The sequence below is a fragment of the Rhizobium sp. WSM1274 genome (assembly GCF_025200775.1).
In the GTDB taxonomy this organism is placed as follows: domain Bacteria; phylum Pseudomonadota; class Alphaproteobacteria; order Rhizobiales; family Rhizobiaceae; genus Rhizobium; species Rhizobium leguminosarum_I.
This window is the reverse complement of record NZ_CP104138.1, coordinates 3,629,672-3,649,370: the sequence shown is the minus strand read 5'-3', so window position 1 is coordinate 3,649,370 and position 19,699 is coordinate 3,629,672. Positions and strand designations below refer to the sequence as shown.

12 protein-coding genes are annotated in these 19,699 nt (G+C 56.2%); 4 read left to right on the top strand and 8 right to left on the bottom strand.

The annotated features are described in order from the left end of the window. Window positions 1–73: 73 nt before the first annotated feature. The 4 genes from N2600_RS18185 to N2600_RS18170 form a co-directional block, all read right to left on the bottom strand. A complete protein-coding gene (locus tag N2600_RS18185; RefSeq protein ID WP_260297014.1) occupies window positions 74–1,828 on the bottom strand; it encodes a phospholipase D-like domain-containing protein in 1,755 nt (584 codons plus the stop codon). Next, window positions 1,825–5,367 (bottom strand): AAA domain-containing protein, encoded by a 3,543-nt coding sequence (locus N2600_RS18180; RefSeq protein ID WP_260297012.1) that lies wholly within the window; start codon window positions 5,365–5,367, stop codon window positions 1,825–1,827. Before N2600_RS18180 ends, N2600_RS18185 begins: the two co-directional genes overlap by 4 nt. A gap of 588 nt (window positions 5,368–5,955) precedes the next feature. Next, window positions 5,956–7,122, bottom strand: coding sequence for a hypothetical protein (locus N2600_RS18175; protein ID WP_260297011.1), 1,167 nt, complete (start codon window positions 7,120–7,122; stop codon window positions 5,956–5,958). After that, a complete protein-coding gene (locus tag N2600_RS18170; RefSeq protein WP_260297009.1) occupies window positions 7,119–7,676 on the bottom strand; it encodes a DUF4365 domain-containing protein in 558 nt (185 codons plus the stop codon). Before N2600_RS18170 ends, N2600_RS18175 begins: the two co-directional genes overlap by 4 nt. 223 nt (window positions 7,677–7,899) lie before the next feature. Between N2600_RS18170 and N2600_RS18165 the strand changes: the two genes are divergently transcribed. Genes N2600_RS18165 through N2600_RS18150 form a run of 4 tightly spaced genes read left to right on the top strand, consistent with a single transcriptional unit; the run spans window position 7,900 to window position 13,702 of the window. After that, window positions 7,900–8,547: an SAM-dependent methyltransferase gene (locus tag N2600_RS18165; RefSeq protein ID WP_260297007.1), complete on the top strand. Its 648-nt coding sequence runs from the start codon at window positions 7,900–7,902 to the stop codon at window positions 8,545–8,547. Continuing rightward, window positions 8,544–10,136, top strand: a complete 1,593-nt coding sequence (locus N2600_RS18160) for an Eco57I restriction-modification methylase domain-containing protein (RefSeq protein ID WP_260297006.1) — start codon at window positions 8,544–8,546, stop codon at window positions 10,134–10,136. The genes N2600_RS18165 and N2600_RS18160 overlap by 4 nt, the downstream gene beginning before the upstream one ends. Beyond that, window positions 10,129–13,089: a DEAD/DEAH box helicase family protein gene (locus tag N2600_RS18155; protein ID WP_260297005.1), complete on the top strand. Its 2,961-nt coding sequence runs from the start codon at window positions 10,129–10,131 to the stop codon at window positions 13,087–13,089. Before N2600_RS18160 ends, N2600_RS18155 begins: the two co-directional genes overlap by 8 nt. Further along, window positions 13,082–13,702 (top strand): hypothetical protein, encoded by a 621-nt coding sequence (locus tag N2600_RS18150; protein WP_260297002.1) that lies wholly within the window; start codon window positions 13,082–13,084, stop codon window positions 13,700–13,702. The genes N2600_RS18155 and N2600_RS18150 overlap by 8 nt, the downstream gene beginning before the upstream one ends. Before the next feature lie 197 nt (window positions 13,703–13,899). Here N2600_RS18150 and N2600_RS18145 read toward each other — a convergent pair whose 3' ends face one another. From N2600_RS18145 to N2600_RS18130, 4 genes are all read right to left on the bottom strand, one after another. Continuing rightward, on the bottom strand, window positions 13,900–14,385 hold the full coding sequence (locus N2600_RS18145) for a hypothetical protein (RefSeq protein WP_260297001.1): 486 nt from the start codon (window positions 14,383–14,385) through the stop codon (window positions 13,900–13,902). 3 nt (window positions 14,386–14,388) lie between these two features. Beyond that, window positions 14,389–16,206, bottom strand: coding sequence for a site-specific integrase (locus N2600_RS18140; protein ID WP_260297000.1), 1,818 nt, complete (start codon window positions 16,204–16,206; stop codon window positions 14,389–14,391). 323 nt (window positions 16,207–16,529) lie between these two features. After that, window positions 16,530–18,464 (bottom strand): hypothetical protein, encoded by a 1,935-nt coding sequence (locus tag N2600_RS18135; RefSeq protein WP_260296998.1) that lies wholly within the window; start codon window positions 18,462–18,464, stop codon window positions 16,530–16,532. Further along, the gene (locus tag N2600_RS18130; RefSeq protein ID WP_260296997.1) at window positions 18,461–19,666 is read right to left on the bottom strand and encodes a tyrosine-type recombinase/integrase; all 1,206 of its coding nucleotides are present in this window, start codon (window positions 19,664–19,666) and stop codon (window positions 18,461–18,463) included. The genes N2600_RS18135 and N2600_RS18130 overlap by 4 nt, the downstream gene beginning before the upstream one ends. Window positions 19,667–19,699: the final 33 nt, after the last annotated feature.

Genomic DNA, 19,699 nt, shown 5'->3' with positions numbered 1-19,699 from the left:
GCAGCTTTGCCTTAAGGAACCTGGCAATGAGACCGCTCTTGCGCAAGACCATTAGCTGTCTGCGAGCGGCCCTTTACCATTGCGCGCGATCAAAGTCTTGGAGGAACTGCTCCGCAATCCGGTTAGACTTGATCCTCACGCCGATCTCTCGCAATGGCTTCTGATCGTTTGGATCGACGGAAAGCCAGTTGAAGCTGGTGATCGCGATCTCGTCACGATCCCATCCAAGCACCTTAGCATGGAGACGAGGACGCTCTACCGACCTAAGCACCAGACCCGCTTCTCCATATCGCTGGCGCAGATCCAGCAGTTCTTCGGCCGTCATCTTGCCGGCCCCCCTCTTTCCGGAAGATTTGCCGTAGAAAACGGAGACGTCGATTCCCGACGATTTGGCTGAGTCCATCAGAGGGAAGATGGTGACAGGACGGCCCGCGATGCCGAACTGGTGGCTGAGGACGAACACGCGCTCCCTCGCCATCCGGGCAGCCTCCATAACAAGAGGGGCATGATCGCCAGTGAACAAAAGATCGATTTGCGCTTTTCTTCCTCCCTTCGCCGGCAGTCGCTCTACAGATCGTCCCAGGACGAATAGGCCCGCGACATTTGTGTCGTTCCAGACGCCGACGCGTCCCTTTGCCATCTTTCCCAAGATCTTTAGGAGCTGTCCGACGAGTCGCGGATCGCGAAGGCGAACCGACGCGTCAAAGCTCTTGTAGTCAGCCGCAAGCCAGTTGCAGGAGCCGACAATCGCCGTCCATCCAGCCTGTCGGTCGTCAGCGATCGCGATTTTTGAATGCGACTCCGTGGAGAAGGGGTGGATGTGAAACATCTCGCGGACGCCCGTGCCGGCAATCTTCTTCTTGAGATGTTCTATCGCCAACTCGCTGCTTGTTCGGGCCCCTTCCGCCTCGTCTTGACCATAGAAGAGATCAATCCTGACCGATCGTCCGGCGGCAGCAAGCAGTTTTGGAAGTACTGCGTCGACGTTCGTGGTAACAAATCCCGAGTGGATCAGGATTCTCGTATCCGCACTTTTAATCAGCTTTGAGAGCGCTTCCTCGTGTCCTTTGCCGTCAAGGATGAGATCCGTGTTGTCGAACAGATAGCTGTTGTCGGAACTCTCCCTTGTTGCCGCTGCGACGGCGGGCCGTGAAGGTTCAGGTAGTGTCTTTTCCAGCTCACGGACTTTTGCGTATTCGTTTTCTATAAAATCGACGAAAGCTTTGGGCGCTTTGGACGGAATTCCCTCGGGAACGCCGTGGCGGTACGTCACGATCCCGTTGGTTCGGGAGAGCCTTGTGGCGGAAGGATGCACTCCGACGATAAGCTCGTCTTGGCCTTCGATCGCGTTGAATATCTCTCCGAGGTCCTCGCTTTCGATCGCTGGCCTGTCAAGAAAATGGACGATCTGCTCGTCTGTAGTTTGCGGCACGGCGTTGTAGTGGAGGGTCGTTAGATCGCCCACCCGAAAAGCGGCTCCGGTATGCGCATCGATCTGGAAGCTACGCCACTTGTTCGTAGGCGTGATCGCGGACGGGAGTTCCTGGTCAACGGACCTTGCCTTGCCTATGTTGGTCGCGTCGAAGACGACCGTCGATCCGGACGAGAGCAGTTCCACCCAGCCCGCCCGCATCAGGCGCGTTATTGCCTCGATGATAACTCGTCGTGGCAGTCCACCTGAGTCCTCCGAGAGTTCACGGGCCGAGCGAGGCCGCGTTGCAAGCGCCTGGAGTATCAGGTGCTCGATCACGCTCCACCGACGACCCTTCTCGATCTTAAATTTTCTCGCTCCGCGCAATACGGGAAAGATAATGTGTACAGCTCTCATTTTAGCTCTCCCAGCGACATGTACGTGATCGTCTCTACCGATTCCTTTGGGGTCTCGGTTACGGCCGCGTAAAACTTGCGGAAGAAGCTCAGATCCACATCGGGCAGTTCGCCGTTGGAGAGGACGTACTCGTAGAATTCCCTGGACCCAATCAGAACCATTTTCCACTTCGCTCGGCTGAGAAGGACGTTCATGCGATGGCTCTTCGTGAGAAACCCGAGCGCCTTGTCTGGATTGGTGTGCTCGTTGTTTCGGACAAGGCTTATGACGACGCAATCGGCCTGATCTCCCTGGAAGGAGTCGACCGTACCGACGAATTCGCTCCCGCCTACAGCGGGAGCGAACGCGGATAGGTCCAGTTCCCCGGCGTCGATGGCGGCGCTGATGGCAGTCTTCAGCCGCCTTACCTGCTCTGCATAAGGAGAGAGAACTGCCAAGCTGGGTTTCTTTCCATCGTTGCCGGGCCGGGCTTCGAGTTCCTTGAGAACCTGTAATGCCGCGTCGACTTCCTTGTCGTTCCGCCAGTTCGGCGCCGCGTCTGCGAACGCGGCATGCTCGACTTTCTTACGGCTGTAGGGCATGTCGATCACCGAGATGGGCGCCCGTTGATTTCCAATCTTCAGGACGACCGGGGAATCGGATGTTAGAAACTCGCGCTCCTTCTTCTCATAGTTTTTCAGCGTGCCCTCATAGAAGCATTCGGAGACGATCTTGGCGATCGCTGGATGCATTCGATGCTGCTCAAGTAGCTTCTGCGCGATCGGACGCGCTGAGGAGTGCTTTTCCTGAAAAGCGTAATCCTCCTCCACGAAGGATCCGAACATTTTCAGAAACCGCAGGGCGAGCGCGCAGATAGCAGGAAAGTCGCTGCTCTCTTGCTGGACGTCGGAAAGCAGTTCCTCCAGTAGGGCATCTTTCAACTGCCGCGAGATCAGTTCCTCTCCCGCCTTCAGCACCGACTTCACAGCCTCTGGATCGGCGAGCAGCTTCTCGACACGCTCGGAGTCGAAAGGGGGGAGCTGTTTGTGGTCCCCGATCATAAGTCGCCGGTGAGAAAGAAGAAGAGGCGATATGAGCTCGCTGCCGGTCGCCTTGCCCGCCTCCTCGACGATCGTCCAGTCGAAAAGGCCTCGGTCTAAGATCAACGTCTCGACGGCAGCCGAATTCGTTGTCGCGAATACGAGGTTCGCGGATCGAAGAATCATACTCTCGATCGCGCGCTTGTCCGAGGAAGTTCGAGCGCGTTTTTTTGCCTTCCCGTTTCCCTGCTGTCCCCCATATTCCAGGGCAAGCGCCTGCACGCGCTCCTGCACCGTCGGCGTTCCCTCCTTCACCAACGGACTCGCCGCTAGCTCTTTTACGATTTTGGCAGCGACGTGTTCTGTTTCGACGCCTTGCGCCTTGCGATCGTCCTCTATCGAGCGAGCGCGTACGATCATCGGAGGGTTGTCCGAGTTTCTGAACAGCGGTCGAATTTCATCCATCAGGTGGTCGATGGCGGCATTGCTCTGGGCCGTCAGCAAAAACCTTGATGTAGCCTCGTCTTCAAGCCGTCTACGGACAATCTCGCTCACGACGTAGGTCTTGCCGACGCCAGGCGGTCCCTGGACGAGAAAGAGCGGTACGGTGGCGAATATCCGCTCCAGCGCTTTCTGTTTGGACTTATCCAGGTTGGCAAACTCGTCGTCCTTCATGTCGAGCTTGTCCTGACTGTCGTCGATTCCACCGCGAGGATCATTCAACATCTTTAGGAGCTCGGTGTGCCTGCCCAGTTCAACGAGGGCTCGAAGGCGCCGCTTTAGCTGGACGATCGTTCCGGCTTGAGCCTTTGCCAGATAGGCCGATCCGTCGATCTGCGGAGGCTTGGTTCCTTCGAGTTCGAACGCGCCCGCGTTTTCATCGCGTTCTGGATCCACCAAGCGCCATTGCGTCATCTGCACCGTTTCGCCGAGCTCGCCACGTTCGAGAAGCATCCATGCGTTTTCCTCCCTAAGGTCTCCGCTATCGAGAATCTGCGACAGTCGCCTTGCGGGCGAATGGAGCTTCAATGCGTCCGACAGCTTCTGCCGCGGCTCATCGCGTTCGCTTTTGACATGAATGCGGAACGTGTCGCCGCGCTGCGCGGCGTTGGCGTCCGTCATCACCCGGACAGGAAAGATGTCAGCCGCCGAATACGCCAGTTCGATCAGGAATAGGAGCACGATTGCCTGGTACGTCTGCTGTTCCTCCGTCTTTTTGGCGCTGGTTGCTTCCAGAGCCTTCAGTTCCGCCTGCCAGGAAAGCGTTCGGCCCCGGAGCCGGGGGAAGGATTCGCGCGCGTCTACGCGGCTGATAAAGTCGAGACTGGCGAGATCGATCGCCTTGCTGGCGCGAACCGTGAGGTGCGACGGAGGATCCGTGTCGGCGTCTTCGCAACGTGCGAATTCCCAGGTCTCCGCTTCGGTTGAGTTTGGCTGCTTCCAAGGGCGAATCTTGTAATTTAGCAGACCACCACAAAGCTGATAGTTCACGGCGCCGTACTCGGGCTGGCAGCAAACGAGAAGCGGAGCGTCGCCCAAGTCCGAGGCGATGAAGTCGATTTGCTTGCTGATGTCGGAGACGTCGATGGATCTTCCTGTTGCTGCTCTGATCTTATCGGTAAGCTTGCTATTGTGCCCAAGGGAAAGGGCAAGGTGCAGTTGGGCGTCCTTACGCGATGCGTCGGCGACCGACGTCGTAATGATCGCATCGAGCTGCCTCAACAGCTCGTCGCTGTCCAAGCGATCGACCGGGATTAGGCCGAGCATCGTTCTTAGGAGTCGGACCTCGGCGGCTGTCGTGTGATCCGTCACGGCCGACGGAGGCAGGCGAAGATCGGCAAGCTTCGCCGCGGGTATCTCCAATACTGTCGCGATCAGCAGAGCGAGGTCGTTCCAGTCTCCGAGGAAAGACGATGTGGCGCGGGTACGTGGAGCTGGCCTAACCGACCCCTTTTTCAAAGGCTCTGCCGTCTTCGCGATGCGCATCGACCACTCGAATCCTGTCAGACGGAAATCCGGATCGGAGGAGAAGTCCGTCATGACCGACCAGGGATCGATGTTCCGGTGCAGCGTCCCCTGAGAATGTAGAAGCTCGACCCCTTCGATCAGGCGTCGGAAGTTCCTCCACAATAAGGCGCGGACCTGCGGCATGCGATGCGAAACTAGCATGTTGTTTCTTCGCGATGCGTCGAGGAGTGTCTGAAGCGGAGAGGCGTCTCCCGCTTCCAAAACTAGATAAAACCCCTCGCCATCCTTTCCGGTTGACAGCAAGCGCGTTATCAACTCACCTGCCGCGGGGAGAGCGGCGAGGCTGTGTAGCTGCCTTATCTCGCTGCGCCAGATGTCCTCCAGTTCTTCGTCTTGCTGCTTGTGTTGCCGAGGCCATTGTCTGATCAGAACACTTCTTCCGGCGGCGTCGGTACCGTGCCAGATTGCCGATCTACCCAGTTTGTCGCCGGCGAACAGGCGACGCAGACCGTGGTATCTGTCGAGAAACTTTTGATCTTTCGGTTTTTTCATTGTGCCCTCTCCAACACGCATTGAGGGGCACGGCAAGAGAATTTGCAAGTGGTGGTAGTCGGAGTTCCTGTGCACAAATCGCAGTTAAATTGCAGTCGCGGGAAGGTTCTCCGCGATGGACCGGTAGTCCGACAATCATGTCCGTGTCGAAGCACAGCGCCATCTTCTTCGCTCGTTCCTGAAGAAGTGCGTCGTCGGTACGCTGGTAGATCGTGAACTTTGATACGTTCTCTCGCAGATCACCGCCGTGCATGTCCACGTAGAAGTCTGCGTCGACCGTCCATTCGTTCATCACGGCATCGCAGAGTCTCTCGGAAAACGATCCGTCCGCGGCTCCAGGAAACGAGAAGTTGATGTTCTTCTCGTCCAAGGGACATTCGAGCGAGGCGCAACGAGCATCCGGAGGCTTGGTTCCGAAGCCGGCGGGGGCGCTAGTCGACTCGAGAGAACTCACGCCTACAGGCCGTCGCGATAACGTCGTCGATGGCGTCGTTTTGGAGGTCGCTCGGCCAGGCCGTGCCCGCGTAGGCGCGGTGAAGCGGCGCATTGATACTCAATCCCAAGTTCGGAGACGTCAGACCGACGAAACTACGTCTGAGATTCACCGACTGACAGAGCGGGCTGCTCCGCAGAAAGCCACTCGAATTTTTGAACGTTGGCGAGTTGTCTAGGCTGGCGGCCCTGACGAAGCCTTCCGCTCAGGCGAACGTATGATCCGTGTCGGAGATGGGCGGCATTGGCCTTGAGGTAGTCCTCGGCATTCAGATCGACCCTTGCTCGTACCGTCTCGCCGTCCGGAAGAAGTAGCGCAAGCATGACCGGACCTGCGCGCCGTCCATCGGTGCCCATGACGCCCTCCATCCGTTCGACTGTCCCTATGAAGGAATCCTCCTCGTCGTCCTCGTCCGCCTTCAATGCCCGCCGGACATCGTCGATGCGAGAGAAGTAGTCCCGCTGCAGGCGGATCAGCCCTACGTTGCCCCTCGCGGGAATGGCCCGCTTCGGCGACCAGACGAACCCCACGTCGAGTGCGTTGTTTATATGCTCGTCGTGCATACCGGCCAGGGCGTCGCATAGGTTCGCGGAAATAATCGGAGAGGGAGAAGAGCGCAGTTCGTCCACTAGCGTTTCGAGAGTGTCGGCCTCGATAGCCTGGACAAGCTGCATCATCGCGTTCTGAAGCGAGATTGTGACCTGCCTCACGAATGGCGCGTCCTGCTCGTCGAACTGCAGTTTGCCTTGCGCGTCGAGCGCGTTGATCGCGCAGGAGACGCTCAGGATGAAACTTCCTTCCTCTGTCTGGCCGAACTTGGAGTGGTCGATGAACTGGACCGCTTCCGCGAGTGAAAGCTTCGGATGGCTGATCCTGGGCTGCAGCACAGTGCAAGCTCCCGCCTTCAAGAGTTTTTCCGTGTTGGCAACCAGCGTCGAGGCGAACGGCAGCGGGAGCGATCTGTCGTCGCCGTCAAAAAATACCCTAAGCTTAAGGACATCCTCATGGAGACTGGACAACGCCGAATAGATGCTGCGGACGCTGCGCTTTGAAATATCCGCCAGCTTTTCTACGACACGTTCGACGGCTTCGACGTAATCCGGCGCAGACGTGTCCATCGGATAGATGAGCTGCCTCCGGGGGTAGTCGGCATGGTCGAGCACGTACTGTCGGTGTGCCAGACCTTCCTTGATCACGCGCCAGCCAGCAGCCTTCAGGAAGTCTCGAAGATCGATAGGCGGTATGAACTTCCCGGCACTCATTCCTCGCCCCCATTCACGTCCGAGTAGGACGGTACCACGTCGCGAGACAAGTCCGCCATCAATCTCGTGAGCCCATCGACGTCGAACCGTTGGGACGCGGGAATGTAAATTGTCTGGGAGGTGTCGTTCAAAGACGCCTTCGCACCCCTGAGGCTCACCCAGTAGGCGCATTTGCGCAAGACCAATGCTTCTTCGCTATGGTGAATCCACTCGCCGCTATCTGGAGGAAGGAACAGCACAACAAGGATCCTTGGGATCGTCAGCGTTTCTGCCCTCAGGTCGTCATAGCGCCGGATGCCTTTCAATCCATAGGAAAAGCGTTCGTTCGTTAGCGTTGGCGGTCTGATCGTAGCCTTGAGCTGCACCTTCAGTTCGACTTCTGTTCTATACCCCCCATTTTGGAATGGCCCCCACGCCACAATGCGTGCGTCGGCGCCAGCATTGTCCTCGTGTCGTCCGCAGATATCACATGCCATCCCCGCCGCGCTCGCGACTGCATGGAGATACGCGTAGCTAAGCTCTGACTCGATGTGCTGGGAGGTGAGTGGCTGCATTCGGGGGCGGGCCGATTTGGTGTCGATTTTCTGGCAATATAGGGGATAAATGCTTAACCGCCAGTTGTCGAGAATCAGTGACCGCCAAAGCTAATCTTGCGCCGTCGTCATGACGTCTAGCCAAAGTTCCTTCCACGGTCTTTAGACTGTTGTAGGGAAGCCCGGAAAGTTTGTAGTAGTGGGCTGAAAACCGCCTAGGAAGCTTTTCTTGGAAGTTGGTACCATGAGCCTGATCAAATCTAAAAAACGTGTCGCCGACCACGGGGAGGTATTCACACCGTCTTGGCTGGTCGAAAATATGCTCGATCTCGTGCAGGGCGAGACCGAACGTATCGATTCCCGCTTTTTGGAACCTGCTTGCGGCAGCGGAAATTTCTTGGTTCCCATTCTGCGACGCAAACTCGCCGCCGTGGAGCTCAAGTTTGGTAAGTCCGATTTCGAGAGGCGTCACTTCGCCCTGCTGGCGCTCATGTGCGCCTACGGTATCGAACTGCTTGAAGACAACGTTGCCGAATGCCGTGCCAACATGCTGGAAGTCTTCGCAGCTTATCTGAAACTAGACAAAGAAGCGGAATTTTATCGGGCCGCGTCCTTCGTGCTGTCGCTCAATCTGGTTCATGGCGATGCAATGACTATGCGCGACATCGGCGGTGCACCAATCCGGGTTGTGGAGTGGGGCTATCTCGGTAAAGGCAAGTTCCAGCGGCGGGACTTCCGACTTGATGTGCTTACAGGCATGGCGAGTTTTAGCACGGAAGACTCGCTTTTTTCTCACCTTGGGCAACACGAAATATTTAAGCCGGCCAGAGTATATCCTCCCGTGACAGTCCGCGATCTGGCGGGCGGAGATATTTCGGGAGAAGCCGCATGAACGACCGGGCGGGATTTGCGCTGCGGGGTCGTAATCCCGATGTTCTTACCTGTATCGCCAACCTTTCCAACGACGAAGTTTTCACGCCGCCCGAGTTCGCTAACCGGATGCTCGACACGCTGGCCCAGGCATGGGCCGCACGTAGCGGCGGGGCGTCGATCTGGGCCGATAGTTCGGTACGTTTTCTCGACCCCTTCACCAAGTCCGGCGTGTTCCTGAGGGAGATCACCAGGCGGCTGATCGGCGGGCTAGCAGCGGAAATCCCGGATTTGGAAACACGGGTTGATCATATCCTGACGCGGCAGGTGTTCGGCATAGGCATCACCAAGCTTACCAGCCTACTGGCGCGGCGCAGCCTTTACTGCTCCAAGCAGGCCAATGGCGAACACTCCGTTGCCCAGAGCTTTGCGAGCGCTGTCGGCAACATCTGGTTTGAACGCGTCGAGCATACCTGGAGCGATGCTAAATGCTCTTACTGCGGTGCTCCACGTGCTCTTTTCGACCGTGAATCGGGGTTGGAAAATCACGCTTATGCTTTCATACATACCAATGACGTTAAAGCTCGCATACGTGGGCTGTTCGGAGCCGAAATGCAGTTTGACGTAATTATCGGGAACCCACCATATCAGATGACCGGCGGCGGAGGGGGGACCAACGATTCCTCAATCTATCACCTGTTCGTCGAGCAGGCCATAAAGTTAGAGCCGCGTTACATTAGCATGGTCATTCCATCTCGCTGGATGGCGGGCGGGCGGGGTATGGATGAATTCCGTAAGACCATGCTTGGGAATCGGCACTTGAGCAGCCTAGTCGATTATCCGAACTCGGCGCAGGTGTTTCCCGGTGTGGATCTAAAAAGTGGCGTTTGCTACTTCTTGTGGGATCGCGAACACGACGGGGACTGTGCAGTTACGCTAGTCCGCAATCAGGATGTGGTCGGTCCGAGTACCCGTACGCTGAACGAGTACGATGTTTTCATTAGAGATGAGCGTGCCGCGAGGATCCTCAAAAAGGTTCTTGAAAAGGACGAGCCAAGCTTCGAGAACCTCCTCACTGGTGACACGCCATTCGGGTTGGCCACGAACTTCAAGGCGTTCAGGGTTGGCGAGCCCGGTGAAGACGAAGTCAAAGTTTATGCAAGCTCGAATGCTGGCAGACGGAGCGGCGCAATCATGCGCTCACTCATAGCGAAGAATACGCATCTCATTGATGCGTGGAAAGTGCTGGCGCCACAGGCCGGTCCAGGGAACAGCGGCGGACATATTCTGCCCGACATGGTTCTAGGTAAGCCTAGCATTGCTGAGCCAAACACGGTCTGCACGCAGACCTGGATCGTAGCCGGGCCACTAGAATCTCAAACGCAGGCAGAAACCGTCGCACGCTATCTGCAGACCTCATTTGTTAGATTTCTGGTGTCTTTGCGGAAGATAAGCCAACATGCGATGAAGGGCGTCTATCGCTGGGTTCCGCAGCAAGACTGGAATCAAGCCTGCACTGATGAAGAGCTCTACAAAAGATACAGTCTGACGGAGGAAGAGATTGCGTTCATCAACACCATGATCCGCCCGATGGAGCCGGATGGTGAATAAACCCACCATCGAGGAAATTCTCACTCCGAAGCCGGAAGCGCGGCCGCGCATCTATGCCTATACCATTGCTGATACGGCGCACGAAGGGTTGCTCAAGGTCGGTCAGACGACGCGTGACGTGAGGCAGCGCGTGGCCGAACAGCTTAAAACCGCAGCGATTAGCAATTACACCATCGAGCTCGACGAGCCGGCCGAGCTTGAAAATGGCATCGTCATCACCGACCACGCCGTGCGCAATGCTCTTAAGCGTCGGGGTTTCGACAATCCAGTGCTCGAATGGGTGCGATGTACAGTTAATGACGTGAAAAGCGTGCTGACCGAGCTACGCACGGGTCAAGAATTGACGGGCACGCGTCACGAGACCTTTCCCCCGCGCGATGAACAAGCGGCGGCCGTGGAACAGACCTACACGTATTTTCAATCGCGGTGGGAGCAAGACGCGAAGGCCGTTCCGCGTTTTCTCTGGAACGCAAAGATGCGTTTCGGCAAGACTTTCACTACCTATCAGCTTGCCAAGAAGCTGAACTCGAAGCGGGTGCTGGTGCTGACTTTCAAACCCGCTGTAGAGGATGCTTGGCAGACCGACCTAGAATCACACGTTGACTTTGGCCACTGGCAATACCTTTCACGCAAGTCCGGGCGCGACCCGAGTGAGATAGAGCGCGACAAGCCGGTGGTGTTTTTCGGGTCGTTCCAAGACATGCTCGGCCGCGACAGAGCGGGCAACATCAAGGCCCGTCACGAATGGGTCCACACGACAGCTTGGGATTTGGTCGTGTTTGATGAGTATCATTTCGGAGCGTGGCGCGAGACGGCGAAGGAGCTTTTCGAAGGCGAGGATGCCGACGTCGCCAGGAAAGAGGCTAGCATCGAATATGCTACCGACCTCATGGACGTCAATGAGGACTTGGGAATTCTATCTGAAAGCGAGGCGGGGTTTCTGCCCATCACCACACGAGCCTATCTTTATCTGTCCGGCACCCCCTTCAAAGCGCTCGCCGCGGGGGAGTTCATCGAGGAGCAGATATTCAATTGGACCTACACCGACGAACAGCGAGCTAAGGCTGAGTTTCCGTTAAAGAATCCCGGCAAGCGCAATCCTTATAGGGCGCTGCCGCAAATGCGGCTTCTCACCTACCAGATGCCGCCGGAAATTACTCATATCGCGAGCGGCGGGGAGTTCGACGAGTTTGATCTCAACGAATTCTTCGCAGCCAACGGGACAGGCGTGTTCGCGCAGTTCAAGCACAAGGATGAGGTCCAGAAGTGGCTAAATGTAATTCGCAATTCGCCCGACGCGCCACGATCACTCGACAGCCTCAAGGCGGGTATCATCCCGCCTTGGCCATACTCAGATACGCGACTCCTGCCCCACTTGCAGCACAGTTTCTGGTTCCTGCCTAACGTCGCCGCCTGCCACGCGATGGCGAACTTGCTGGCGGAGCGCCACAATACTTTCTGGCACGATTACAAGGTGATCGTTGCTGCCGGAGCATCGGCCGGGATCGGATTGGACGCCTTGCCTCCGGTTCGCCAGGCCGTCGGCAGTGGCTTCGATACCAAGACGATCACACTCTCCTGCGGAAAGCTGACCACGGGCGTAACAGTGGCGCAGTGGTCCTCGATTCTGATGTTGCGCAATCTGAAATCTCCGGAGACTTACTTCCAGGCAGCGTTCCGAGTGCAGTCGCCCTGGTCAATCAAGAACCCTAACGGCGACGACCCAAATGACGAGGAAATCCTCAAGCCCGTCTGCTTCGTGTTCGACTTCGCGCCTATGCGCGCACTGCGGCAGTTGTCGGAATATGGCATAGGTCTCTCTCCGGGTGAATCGAACCCGGAAAATGCCGTTCGGGAACTTGTCTCCTTCCTGCCCGTGCTAGCCTATGACGGCGCGAACATGATGCAGGTCGACGCCGGCGGAATTCTCGACATTGCGATGGCAGGCACCTCCGCCACACTGCTTGCCCGCAAATGGGAATCGGCATTGCTGGTGAATGTGGACAACGCAACTCTTGGTCGCGTTCTTAAGGATCCCGATGCGATGGACGCCGTCAAGCGTATTGAGGGATGGCGAGCGCTTGGTGACAACATCATCGAAACCATCATAAACAAGAGCGACAAGGTCAAGGAGCTCAAGCATAAGGCAAAGGAAGGCGAACTGACCGCGAAAGAGCAAAAGGAATTAAGCGACGACGAGAAGGAGTATAAATCCAAGCGCAAGCTCGTGCAGGAGAAACTTATCAAGTTCGCAACGCGAATTCCGGCCTTCATGTATCTGACGGATTTCCGCGAGAACACTCTTCAGGACGTGATCACCAAAATCGAGCCGGACTTGTTCCTGACCGTGACCGGTTTGACGGTCACCGACTTTCACCTTTTGGTTAGTCTTAGAGTCTTCAACACCGAGCGAATGAACGAGGCTGTCTTCGCTTTTCGTAGATATGAAGATGCTTCGTTGCGCTACACCGGCATAGAGAGCCATCAAGAATTGAGGCATTACGGTCTCTACGACACTGTCGTAGCTATCGACCGAGGCGCAACGCTTGAGGAAATTGAGGAGGAGTATCGAAGAAGCTGGGGTGAGCTCTCGGTCGGCCCAGTATGTCTTGATATCATCAGCTTTCTGAAAACCCAGCCGGTTCACCAATCTCAGTTCTTCAGCTTCAAATCTCTATCTCGTGCAGCAGGTAGAGATGCCGTCGACATGGATGTCCTTGCTGCTTTGAACCTGCTAACCGGATCCAGACGCCCATTGCTGCAAGTGCATGCGATGTTGATCGACGAAGACGGTACCGAGCATGAGTTATCGTTAGAGGAGCTCGCGGGGGCGCGACGGACCGGAACGCTCTATCATCCCGTGACCAGGGAACCAATTTCAGATTTCGAATCCCGTGTGGTTCCACTCTTCTCACCAACTGAGGTTTTGCAACGTGAGCTCGCAGATGGCTGATCTCGAGGACTCTATAGCATCCATCAAGGCCTCGCAAAGCCATTCGACACCCGTTCAGATAATGCTCGACATGATACTGGCGACCTCCCATGATCAGCGGGCGGCACAGGTCGAGCGGGCCGTGGATTGGGTTTCTCAGGAGTTCGTGAAGACCAGTCACATACGGCAGACGATGGGGGAGGACTTACTGACTATCGAAATAATTACGTCAATGAAGGCGATGGGCTTCGATGCGGCGCACGACACGCAGTACGGAGGCCACTGCGACATCGTTGTCGAGGCCCGAGACGATTTCCTTTGGATCGCCGAGGCGAAGATTCACAAGGGCTACGACTGGCTGCTCGCTGGGTTCGAGCAGCTAGACCGCAGATACAGCACCGGTCTCGCAGGTCAAGATACGGGGGAGATGATCATCTACTGCTTCGTAGAGAGGGCCGATCTTGTACTGTCCGAATACCAGTCACGACTCACTGGATCGCGTGAAGATGTCAAGTTCGACCAGGATATAACACAGGGGTTGTTCCGGCGATCGGTCCACACGCACGTCAACACGGGACGAGACTTCCGGGTTCGGCACTCCATCGTGCCGCTCTACTTCAGTCCTGTGAGGTGAAATGGCATCGATTGCCGCTCGCTCGGACGGCTTTGAGCGCCATTGCACAAGTGGACCAAGTTCGTCCGCCTCACTCGACGGTCAGGTCACTACACGCTGGGGGAGCGTGGAGATGCGATCGAGGAGAGGGCGCAATGCCATTGCCTTGCCTTGAAGCATATTTCATCGTCGGTGCTTTCGAAAGTATGACGCGATCGTCAGCGTGCCTTCAACCTCGACTCAAGTTCTGCGATCTTGCGCAGCGCTACGTTTAGCTCCCTAGCGGCTCCGTCCAGATCCTTGTCTGCCGCTTCCAACAGTTCCTTTAGTTCGCCGATTTTTGCCTGCTCCGAAGATTTTCGAGGTAATCTTTGCTGAGGACCTTTTTTTATTTCGATTAGTTTGCCGCGCAGGATTTTCTTGTGCCCTCGCCTCAGAATCCCGCCAACTCGCTCGATCTGTTTTTGAAGATCTTTCAGCAAGTCGGAATTTGCAGGAAGCTGCAGCGTGCTGTTGCCGATCTTGTTTCGGCGTCGAAAGCCATCGATCGAAAACTCAACCCCGCGTTCAAGCGCATGTGAAACCGCCACGACCGTCGTGACAGATTTCAGCTCCAGAAGTCCAAATTCGAACGTCGCCCGAGGCGATTTCTCAGACGGTGCAGTGGCCTGGACCGCAGGTCGTTTTTTAACCAGACGTAACATCGATTACCTCACCCACATCCGCCTGGCCAACGTCGCTGCAGCCTCGGCCGCTTCGGCAAGCTGCCGTGGGGCCCTCGGCTTAGCGGCCACGCGTTCGTGGCGTTCGACAGCATGCTCCCAGAACCCTGCGAATTTCTCATCCGTCCAAAAACAAGCACAGCCCTGGCACTCCTCAGGCGTCTTCCACGTATCCGGCCGGCTGACGTGGGCTCCGCGAGCGGCGCCGCGAGCGCATCTCGCCTTCAGTCCTGCGGCGACGTCCCAGATACAATAGCCCCATGGCATGCCATGGACCTCCGCACCCTTGTGATCAATCCTTCTATCGAAGAACATATCAATGTCCTCTTCAGACTGGGTTCTGATCGACATCCTCTCGAGTACTCGCACCAGGCGATGTCCCGCCGCACCTCTAACGTCTTCGAGACCTTTGAAAACCGCCGACTTTAGAACTTTATGGGTCAGACGCCTCTGTTCAGTGAGAAACGCTTTGCCGGATGTCGCTGACCTTCCATATCGGATGGTGGTGCCTATCCAGGCGTGGCCAAGTAATCGGCGGCAGGACTCATATTGGCCGCCGTACTCAAAGTAGTGATTCCACATGGTGACAAAGAACCGCCGGAGTTGATGAGGAGCGATCTCCCAACTGCCACCATCGACTATAGCAGCCACTCCCGTCCGCTCGCTGAAGTCCTTCATTCTTTTCAGGAACGTGTGATACGTCGGAACGCGATACTTGCCGCGGTATTGTGAGAAGAAAAGCTTTTTTGACCCGTGCTTCTCGCGCGCTTCCCGTCCCATGCCGATTGCTAGGTTGATCGCGCTTACGACAACCGGCGGGCACGGCTTCAGGTGTACCGATCCCCCTTCCGGGTCGTTTTCCTTAAACAATCTTGTTCTGAGATAAAATCCGTCCGCTCCCTCTACCAAACAATCGACGTCAGTTGCGAGGATTTCGTCTATTCTGCCCGCATCAAAAGCAGCAATCAAGATTATGATTGCAGTAAGCAGATCGTGTTCGGCGGCCTCGATTGTGTAAGAACCACCTTTCGTGTGCGCGACGTGGGTGATCGGCCAGGGCGCATACCCCGCGCCGGGCTGCCCGCTATATGGCAGACCAAGTTCGGCTTGCACCACGTGTGTCTTCCTATATTTCGCGGGGGCGGCTGCCTGCTTGGTTGCGGCGAGCTGTAGAGTCGTTCTTGCCTCTACCTTCTCTTCGGGATCGTCCGAGAGCAGAAATCGGTTTGCGTGTTTACATAGGATCGGGTCGAGACTGCAGGGCCGGAGGTTGAGTTCTCTACCGATCCTAGAGAAGTTGACGTTGCCTCGGAAAAGCTCGTATCCGCTATTTCCGTCTATGATGGAGAGCAGGTGTGCCGCGAGCTGCCGTTTACGTTCGCCTTGACCGGCCTTTGCATAGACGCGGGGAGCATTCGCGATAGCCTTCGCTTGCGCGCTTAGAGCAATGATTCCCTTCGCATGGATCGCAATATATTCGATCGCCGCATCAATATGCGCGAAGGCTACCTCGGGCGGGATGTCCGCCGTCAACCCGGTTTCCGTTCCCTTGCTGACCATTGTTGCCGCTTCGGTTTCGGTGAAAAGCGGAAACGGAAATCCGTCATTCAATCCTATGTACCCATCGTCGCCAGGTGTGACGAATAGTTCGTGGAGCTCCCTCCATGATTTGAGTATCTCCCTAATTCGATTACTCGATATTGGCGTGCTACGCCTGTCGTCAAAACCGAAGGGAACCCTCGCCTTGATCTTCGCGAATTCGGCCGGCCCGAACTCTTCGAGCGCATCGCAACCCGTCGACATGACCACGTCGGCTATTGCTAAAACAATTCCAACGCGGTCTGTAATCGAATTGAAAGCAAGTCGTTGACTGGAACGTGAATATCCGTCTCGCAGCAAGACAAAATAGCGCTGCGCCATTTCCAAGAGCTTCGAGTTTCTTGGATGCAGCAATGGAAACCCATTCGCCATCATACGTGTCCAGCCGATACTATGACGACCGTTCGCTCGTGCCGACGGAAACGACCACCGGCCGGGCGTCGAAATGGCCAGAAGATCATCAGGTTCGCGAAAGGGCCGTAAGGACGGCGTTGCCGAAGTGGACGTCAGCAATGCTGTGTTTAAGATCATCTGTTGAACCCCTTGTATTCCAGTTCATATTCGGCAGCCAACTTCGACCCCTTATTTCGGGTGTCAGCTCTCATTTCGCCGAGTGCGGCGTTCATCAGCAGGATCATTGGCGCCCAGGTCCCGCTCCAATCTTTGGTCTCTCTCAAAACATGGGCGTTATCGACTAGGTGATTTCGAAATGCGTAGAGCTCCGCGGCGACCTCGACTGTTTCGATGAACACCTTTTCCCCGTTGATCAGCCAACGTTCGAACTCGGAAAGCCGATCCTGTTCGCAGTCGAGGTCCCAATCCATGAAACCCAAAGAGGCGGCACTTACGGTAAGGCGCTTTGCCACCGCGGCATCCAAACCAAGTTCCTGATGAAGTTGCTGTCTTGTTGGCGTGGCCTTCATCAGCAGGAAGTCCTGTACCTGACGCGCATCTCTCGCTGCGACGAATTCACTTGTGTTCAAGTTGACGTAGATCTGGCTCGTCTCCAACCAAGCGTGGCGCGCCAGCTTGTGGACCTCGATCACGTCACCGCCGGTTTGTAAAAATTTATGATAGAGGTGGCTGGACCTTAGGTGCATCGGAAGAATTTTGTAGACGCAAAGAAACGGGTGGCTATCCAGAGAGCGTCTCCAGCCCTTTATCAGTGCGTCGTCTGAAATCACGCCTATCGTTTCTCGGGTGCTCGAAAGAGTCTTCACGAGAAACAGCGATTTTCTTTCTTCCTCGACTGCATATGGTCTCAAGGGGGCGCTCATCGCCAGCAAGCACGATTGTGCTTGCGGGACCGTCATTTCGCCGTTTGCCCCTTCAATGTAGCAGTGCTCGGAAAACGTCTCGCCGCTCCGTCCCTTGTCCCAGTAGACGGTTTGAAGACCGGGAGCGTCTGTGCTCGCAGATGAATCTTCGGTCATCGTCTTAGCGGAGCTTGGATTCAACGCCAGCTCGTCTGCATTCAGGATAAGACCGTAGAAAGGTACAATGGAATCGACGGTCGAATGAAGAATGGGGCTGATCCGTCTCACGGCGCCGATCTCGCGGATGTAGTCGCCCAACTGCAACCCTTCTTCACCGCGTGCGGGGATGATCCCACCGTATCGGCGTTTCAACAGTTTGATTAGCAGCGCGTCCGATGAAAGTTGATCCCTCCAGGATCCGTGGAACGAAACCCCGCCATCAGGTGAATATTCAGCCAGGAAGCGGTCGACATCAAAGTTTGCAGCGTTATCTGCCAAGCGGTTTCCGTCGACAAACTTGGTCCAGACCGCTCGTGCTTGCTCCGTCCAATGTTCTCGCAGGATGTCCCGCATCCTGCTGATTTTTTCCTGCATTTTTATTGGGTCACGGACGTCTGCGAGAGACTCCAATTCGTTGACTGCCGACCTCGCGGCTAGCGAAAGGAGCTCAAGCCTTTTACTGTCGACCGGAAGGTGAGAGATCGGTGGGACTTTCCCTGCGTTTGTCACTTTCACAGGTTCGCTGAATTCGAATGGTGGTAGCACGCCTGCGTCCTGCAGGTGCTTCAGAAAAGCAGCGGCGCCGCAGCAAAGGTCCTTCTTCGACCTGTCCTTGATATTTCGACGCCTTACAATTCGAGAAAATTGTTGTTCAAGCGCTTTCCAGCGATCCGCTTCCCAGGTCGAGATCTTGCCGACGTCCGGTTGGACCAGCACAGTTTCTCGCAGGAATGCCTGTAGCTGCGCAAACCGGGCCCGGCCGCCACCTAACTTGAGAGGCTCTGTAAAATTGAGGAATTCTTTAGCGAACACATTTGCGAGTTCGCCCATAGGTTCAGCAAAGGTAAAGTCGTAGTAGACGTGCTTCCTAACGGTACTGTGATGAGGCGACAAGACACGCAACGGAAAGCCGGATTTGGGGGCGATCTCGTATGCGATAGGAGTATCCGTGTAGAGATCGACAGCTTTCGAACGCCTCGCCATCATGAACGCTTCCGACGCTCAAAGCGATCTGCCTGTAACGCGGCAAGTCGCGCGCCTGATCGGCGCTCAAGATCCTTCTCGGCGCCCTTCCACTCCTTCGACCTTTTCCGAACGTCTGCTTCCGCGAGGTGCATATAGTGCCTCGCCATACCGAGGCTGCTGACGGCGGCCTGATCCATGACTGTAAGCATCGCCTGATCAGCCGTCATGCCCTCTGCGAGCAGGCCGGCTGCAAAGTCGGTGATCGCACGGTGCCTAAGATGGTGCGGGTGCGCGAGGCGAATGGCATCTGCGAGTTCTGGATTCTGGTCCGCAGCTCTGTGAGCGGCGGACTTGTAAGCATTGGTTATCGTTCCTGGGCACAACGCACGGCCGCCGCGATTGTAGGCGCAGAAAAGGATTCCCTCATCTTTCCCGCTGGAGCCCAGGAGCTTCGGCCGGTCGAATTCGATGAAGTCGCGGATCGCGACGAGCGTCGAGACCGGGAAATCCACATAACGCTCTCCTGCGCCTTTCGCGCGCATGACGACAAGTGATTTGACCACGGCGCCGCCCGCTGCGAGCCGTGAAAGTTCACCCCTTGTGGGGATTGTGTCGACACGAAGGGCTGCAACCTCCGACCGGCGAAATGTGAGTATTCGGCAGCAGGTCATCGCCAAGTGGTTACGTCTTACAAGCGCCGGCTTGACTACGCCCTCGGCCAAGCTGGCCTCTACTAGATCGAGCACCTCATTCGGTGGAAGTCGTGTCTTCTTTTTGCGTCGCCTGCCTTTCATGAGCTGGTGCCAAACGTTACCCTTGACGAGCCTGATAGAGATAGCAAACCGCCTCTCGCCCCTACCTGGCTGGACCCCGACATGATGTTTGGACCACCCATTTTCCTGAGCCCACAGCAGGAACCTGAGATAAATTTTTAGACGCCTAACGAAAACCGTCTTGCTGATCTTGCGCCTCGTAATACATTCAAGGTGCCATCGGCTGAGGAAGTCGTCATCGGTTTGAGTCCAGGATAGTCCTGCTCCCTGTTTTGCTACGGCGAGAAGACGGAAAGGCTCGAGCAGCATGGAGCCGTATTCCAGGATCGTGGTGCTCTCCAGAGTTTCGGACAGCTCATCAAGAAATAGGGTTGGCGCGATTATTCTGGTGCGGTCAGCGTTGCAGATCACGACCCGACCATCCGGACGCTTGCGCAGGAAAGGAAGCATTGTTGTCTTTAACCTCGTTAGGTGCATTTCAGA

What these genes read in the sequence shown, in the direction of transcription:
- N2600_RS18185 (WP_260297014.1), bottom strand. Translation starts at nt 1,828, where the DNA reads ATGAGAGCTGTACACATTATCTTTCCCGTATTGCGCGGAGCGAGAAAA.
- N2600_RS18180 (WP_260297012.1), bottom strand. Translation starts at nt 5,367, where the DNA reads ATGAAAAAACCGAAAGATCAAAAGTTTCTCGACAGATACCACGGTCTG.
- N2600_RS18175 (WP_260297011.1), bottom strand. Translation starts at nt 7,122, where the DNA reads ATGAGTGCCGGGAAGTTCATACCGCCTATCGATCTTCGAGACTTCCTG.
- N2600_RS18170 (WP_260297009.1), bottom strand. Translation starts at nt 7,676, where the DNA reads ATGCAGCCACTCACCTCCCAGCACATCGAGTCAGAGCTTAGCTACGCG.
- N2600_RS18165 (WP_260297007.1), top strand. Translation starts at nt 7,900, where the DNA reads ATGAGCCTGATCAAATCTAAAAAACGTGTCGCCGACCACGGGGAGGTA.
- N2600_RS18160 (WP_260297006.1), top strand. Translation starts at nt 8,544, where the DNA reads ATGAACGACCGGGCGGGATTTGCGCTGCGGGGTCGTAATCCCGATGTT.
- N2600_RS18150 (WP_260297002.1), top strand. Translation starts at nt 13,082, where the DNA reads ATGGCTGATCTCGAGGACTCTATAGCATCCATCAAGGCCTCGCAAAGC.
- N2600_RS18145 (WP_260297001.1), bottom strand. Translation starts at nt 14,385, where the DNA reads ATGTTACGTCTGGTTAAAAAACGACCTGCGGTCCAGGCCACTGCACCG.
- N2600_RS18140 (WP_260297000.1), bottom strand. Translation starts at nt 16,206, where the DNA reads ATGTCGACGGGTTGCGATGCGCTCGAAGAGTTCGGGCCGGCCGAATTC.
- N2600_RS18135 (WP_260296998.1), bottom strand. Translation starts at nt 18,464, where the DNA reads ATGATGGCGAGGCGTTCGAAAGCTGTCGATCTCTACACGGATACTCCT.
- N2600_RS18130 (WP_260296997.1), bottom strand. Translation starts at nt 19,666, where the DNA reads ATGCTTCCTTTCCTGCGCAAGCGTCCGGATGGTCGGGTCGTGATCTGC.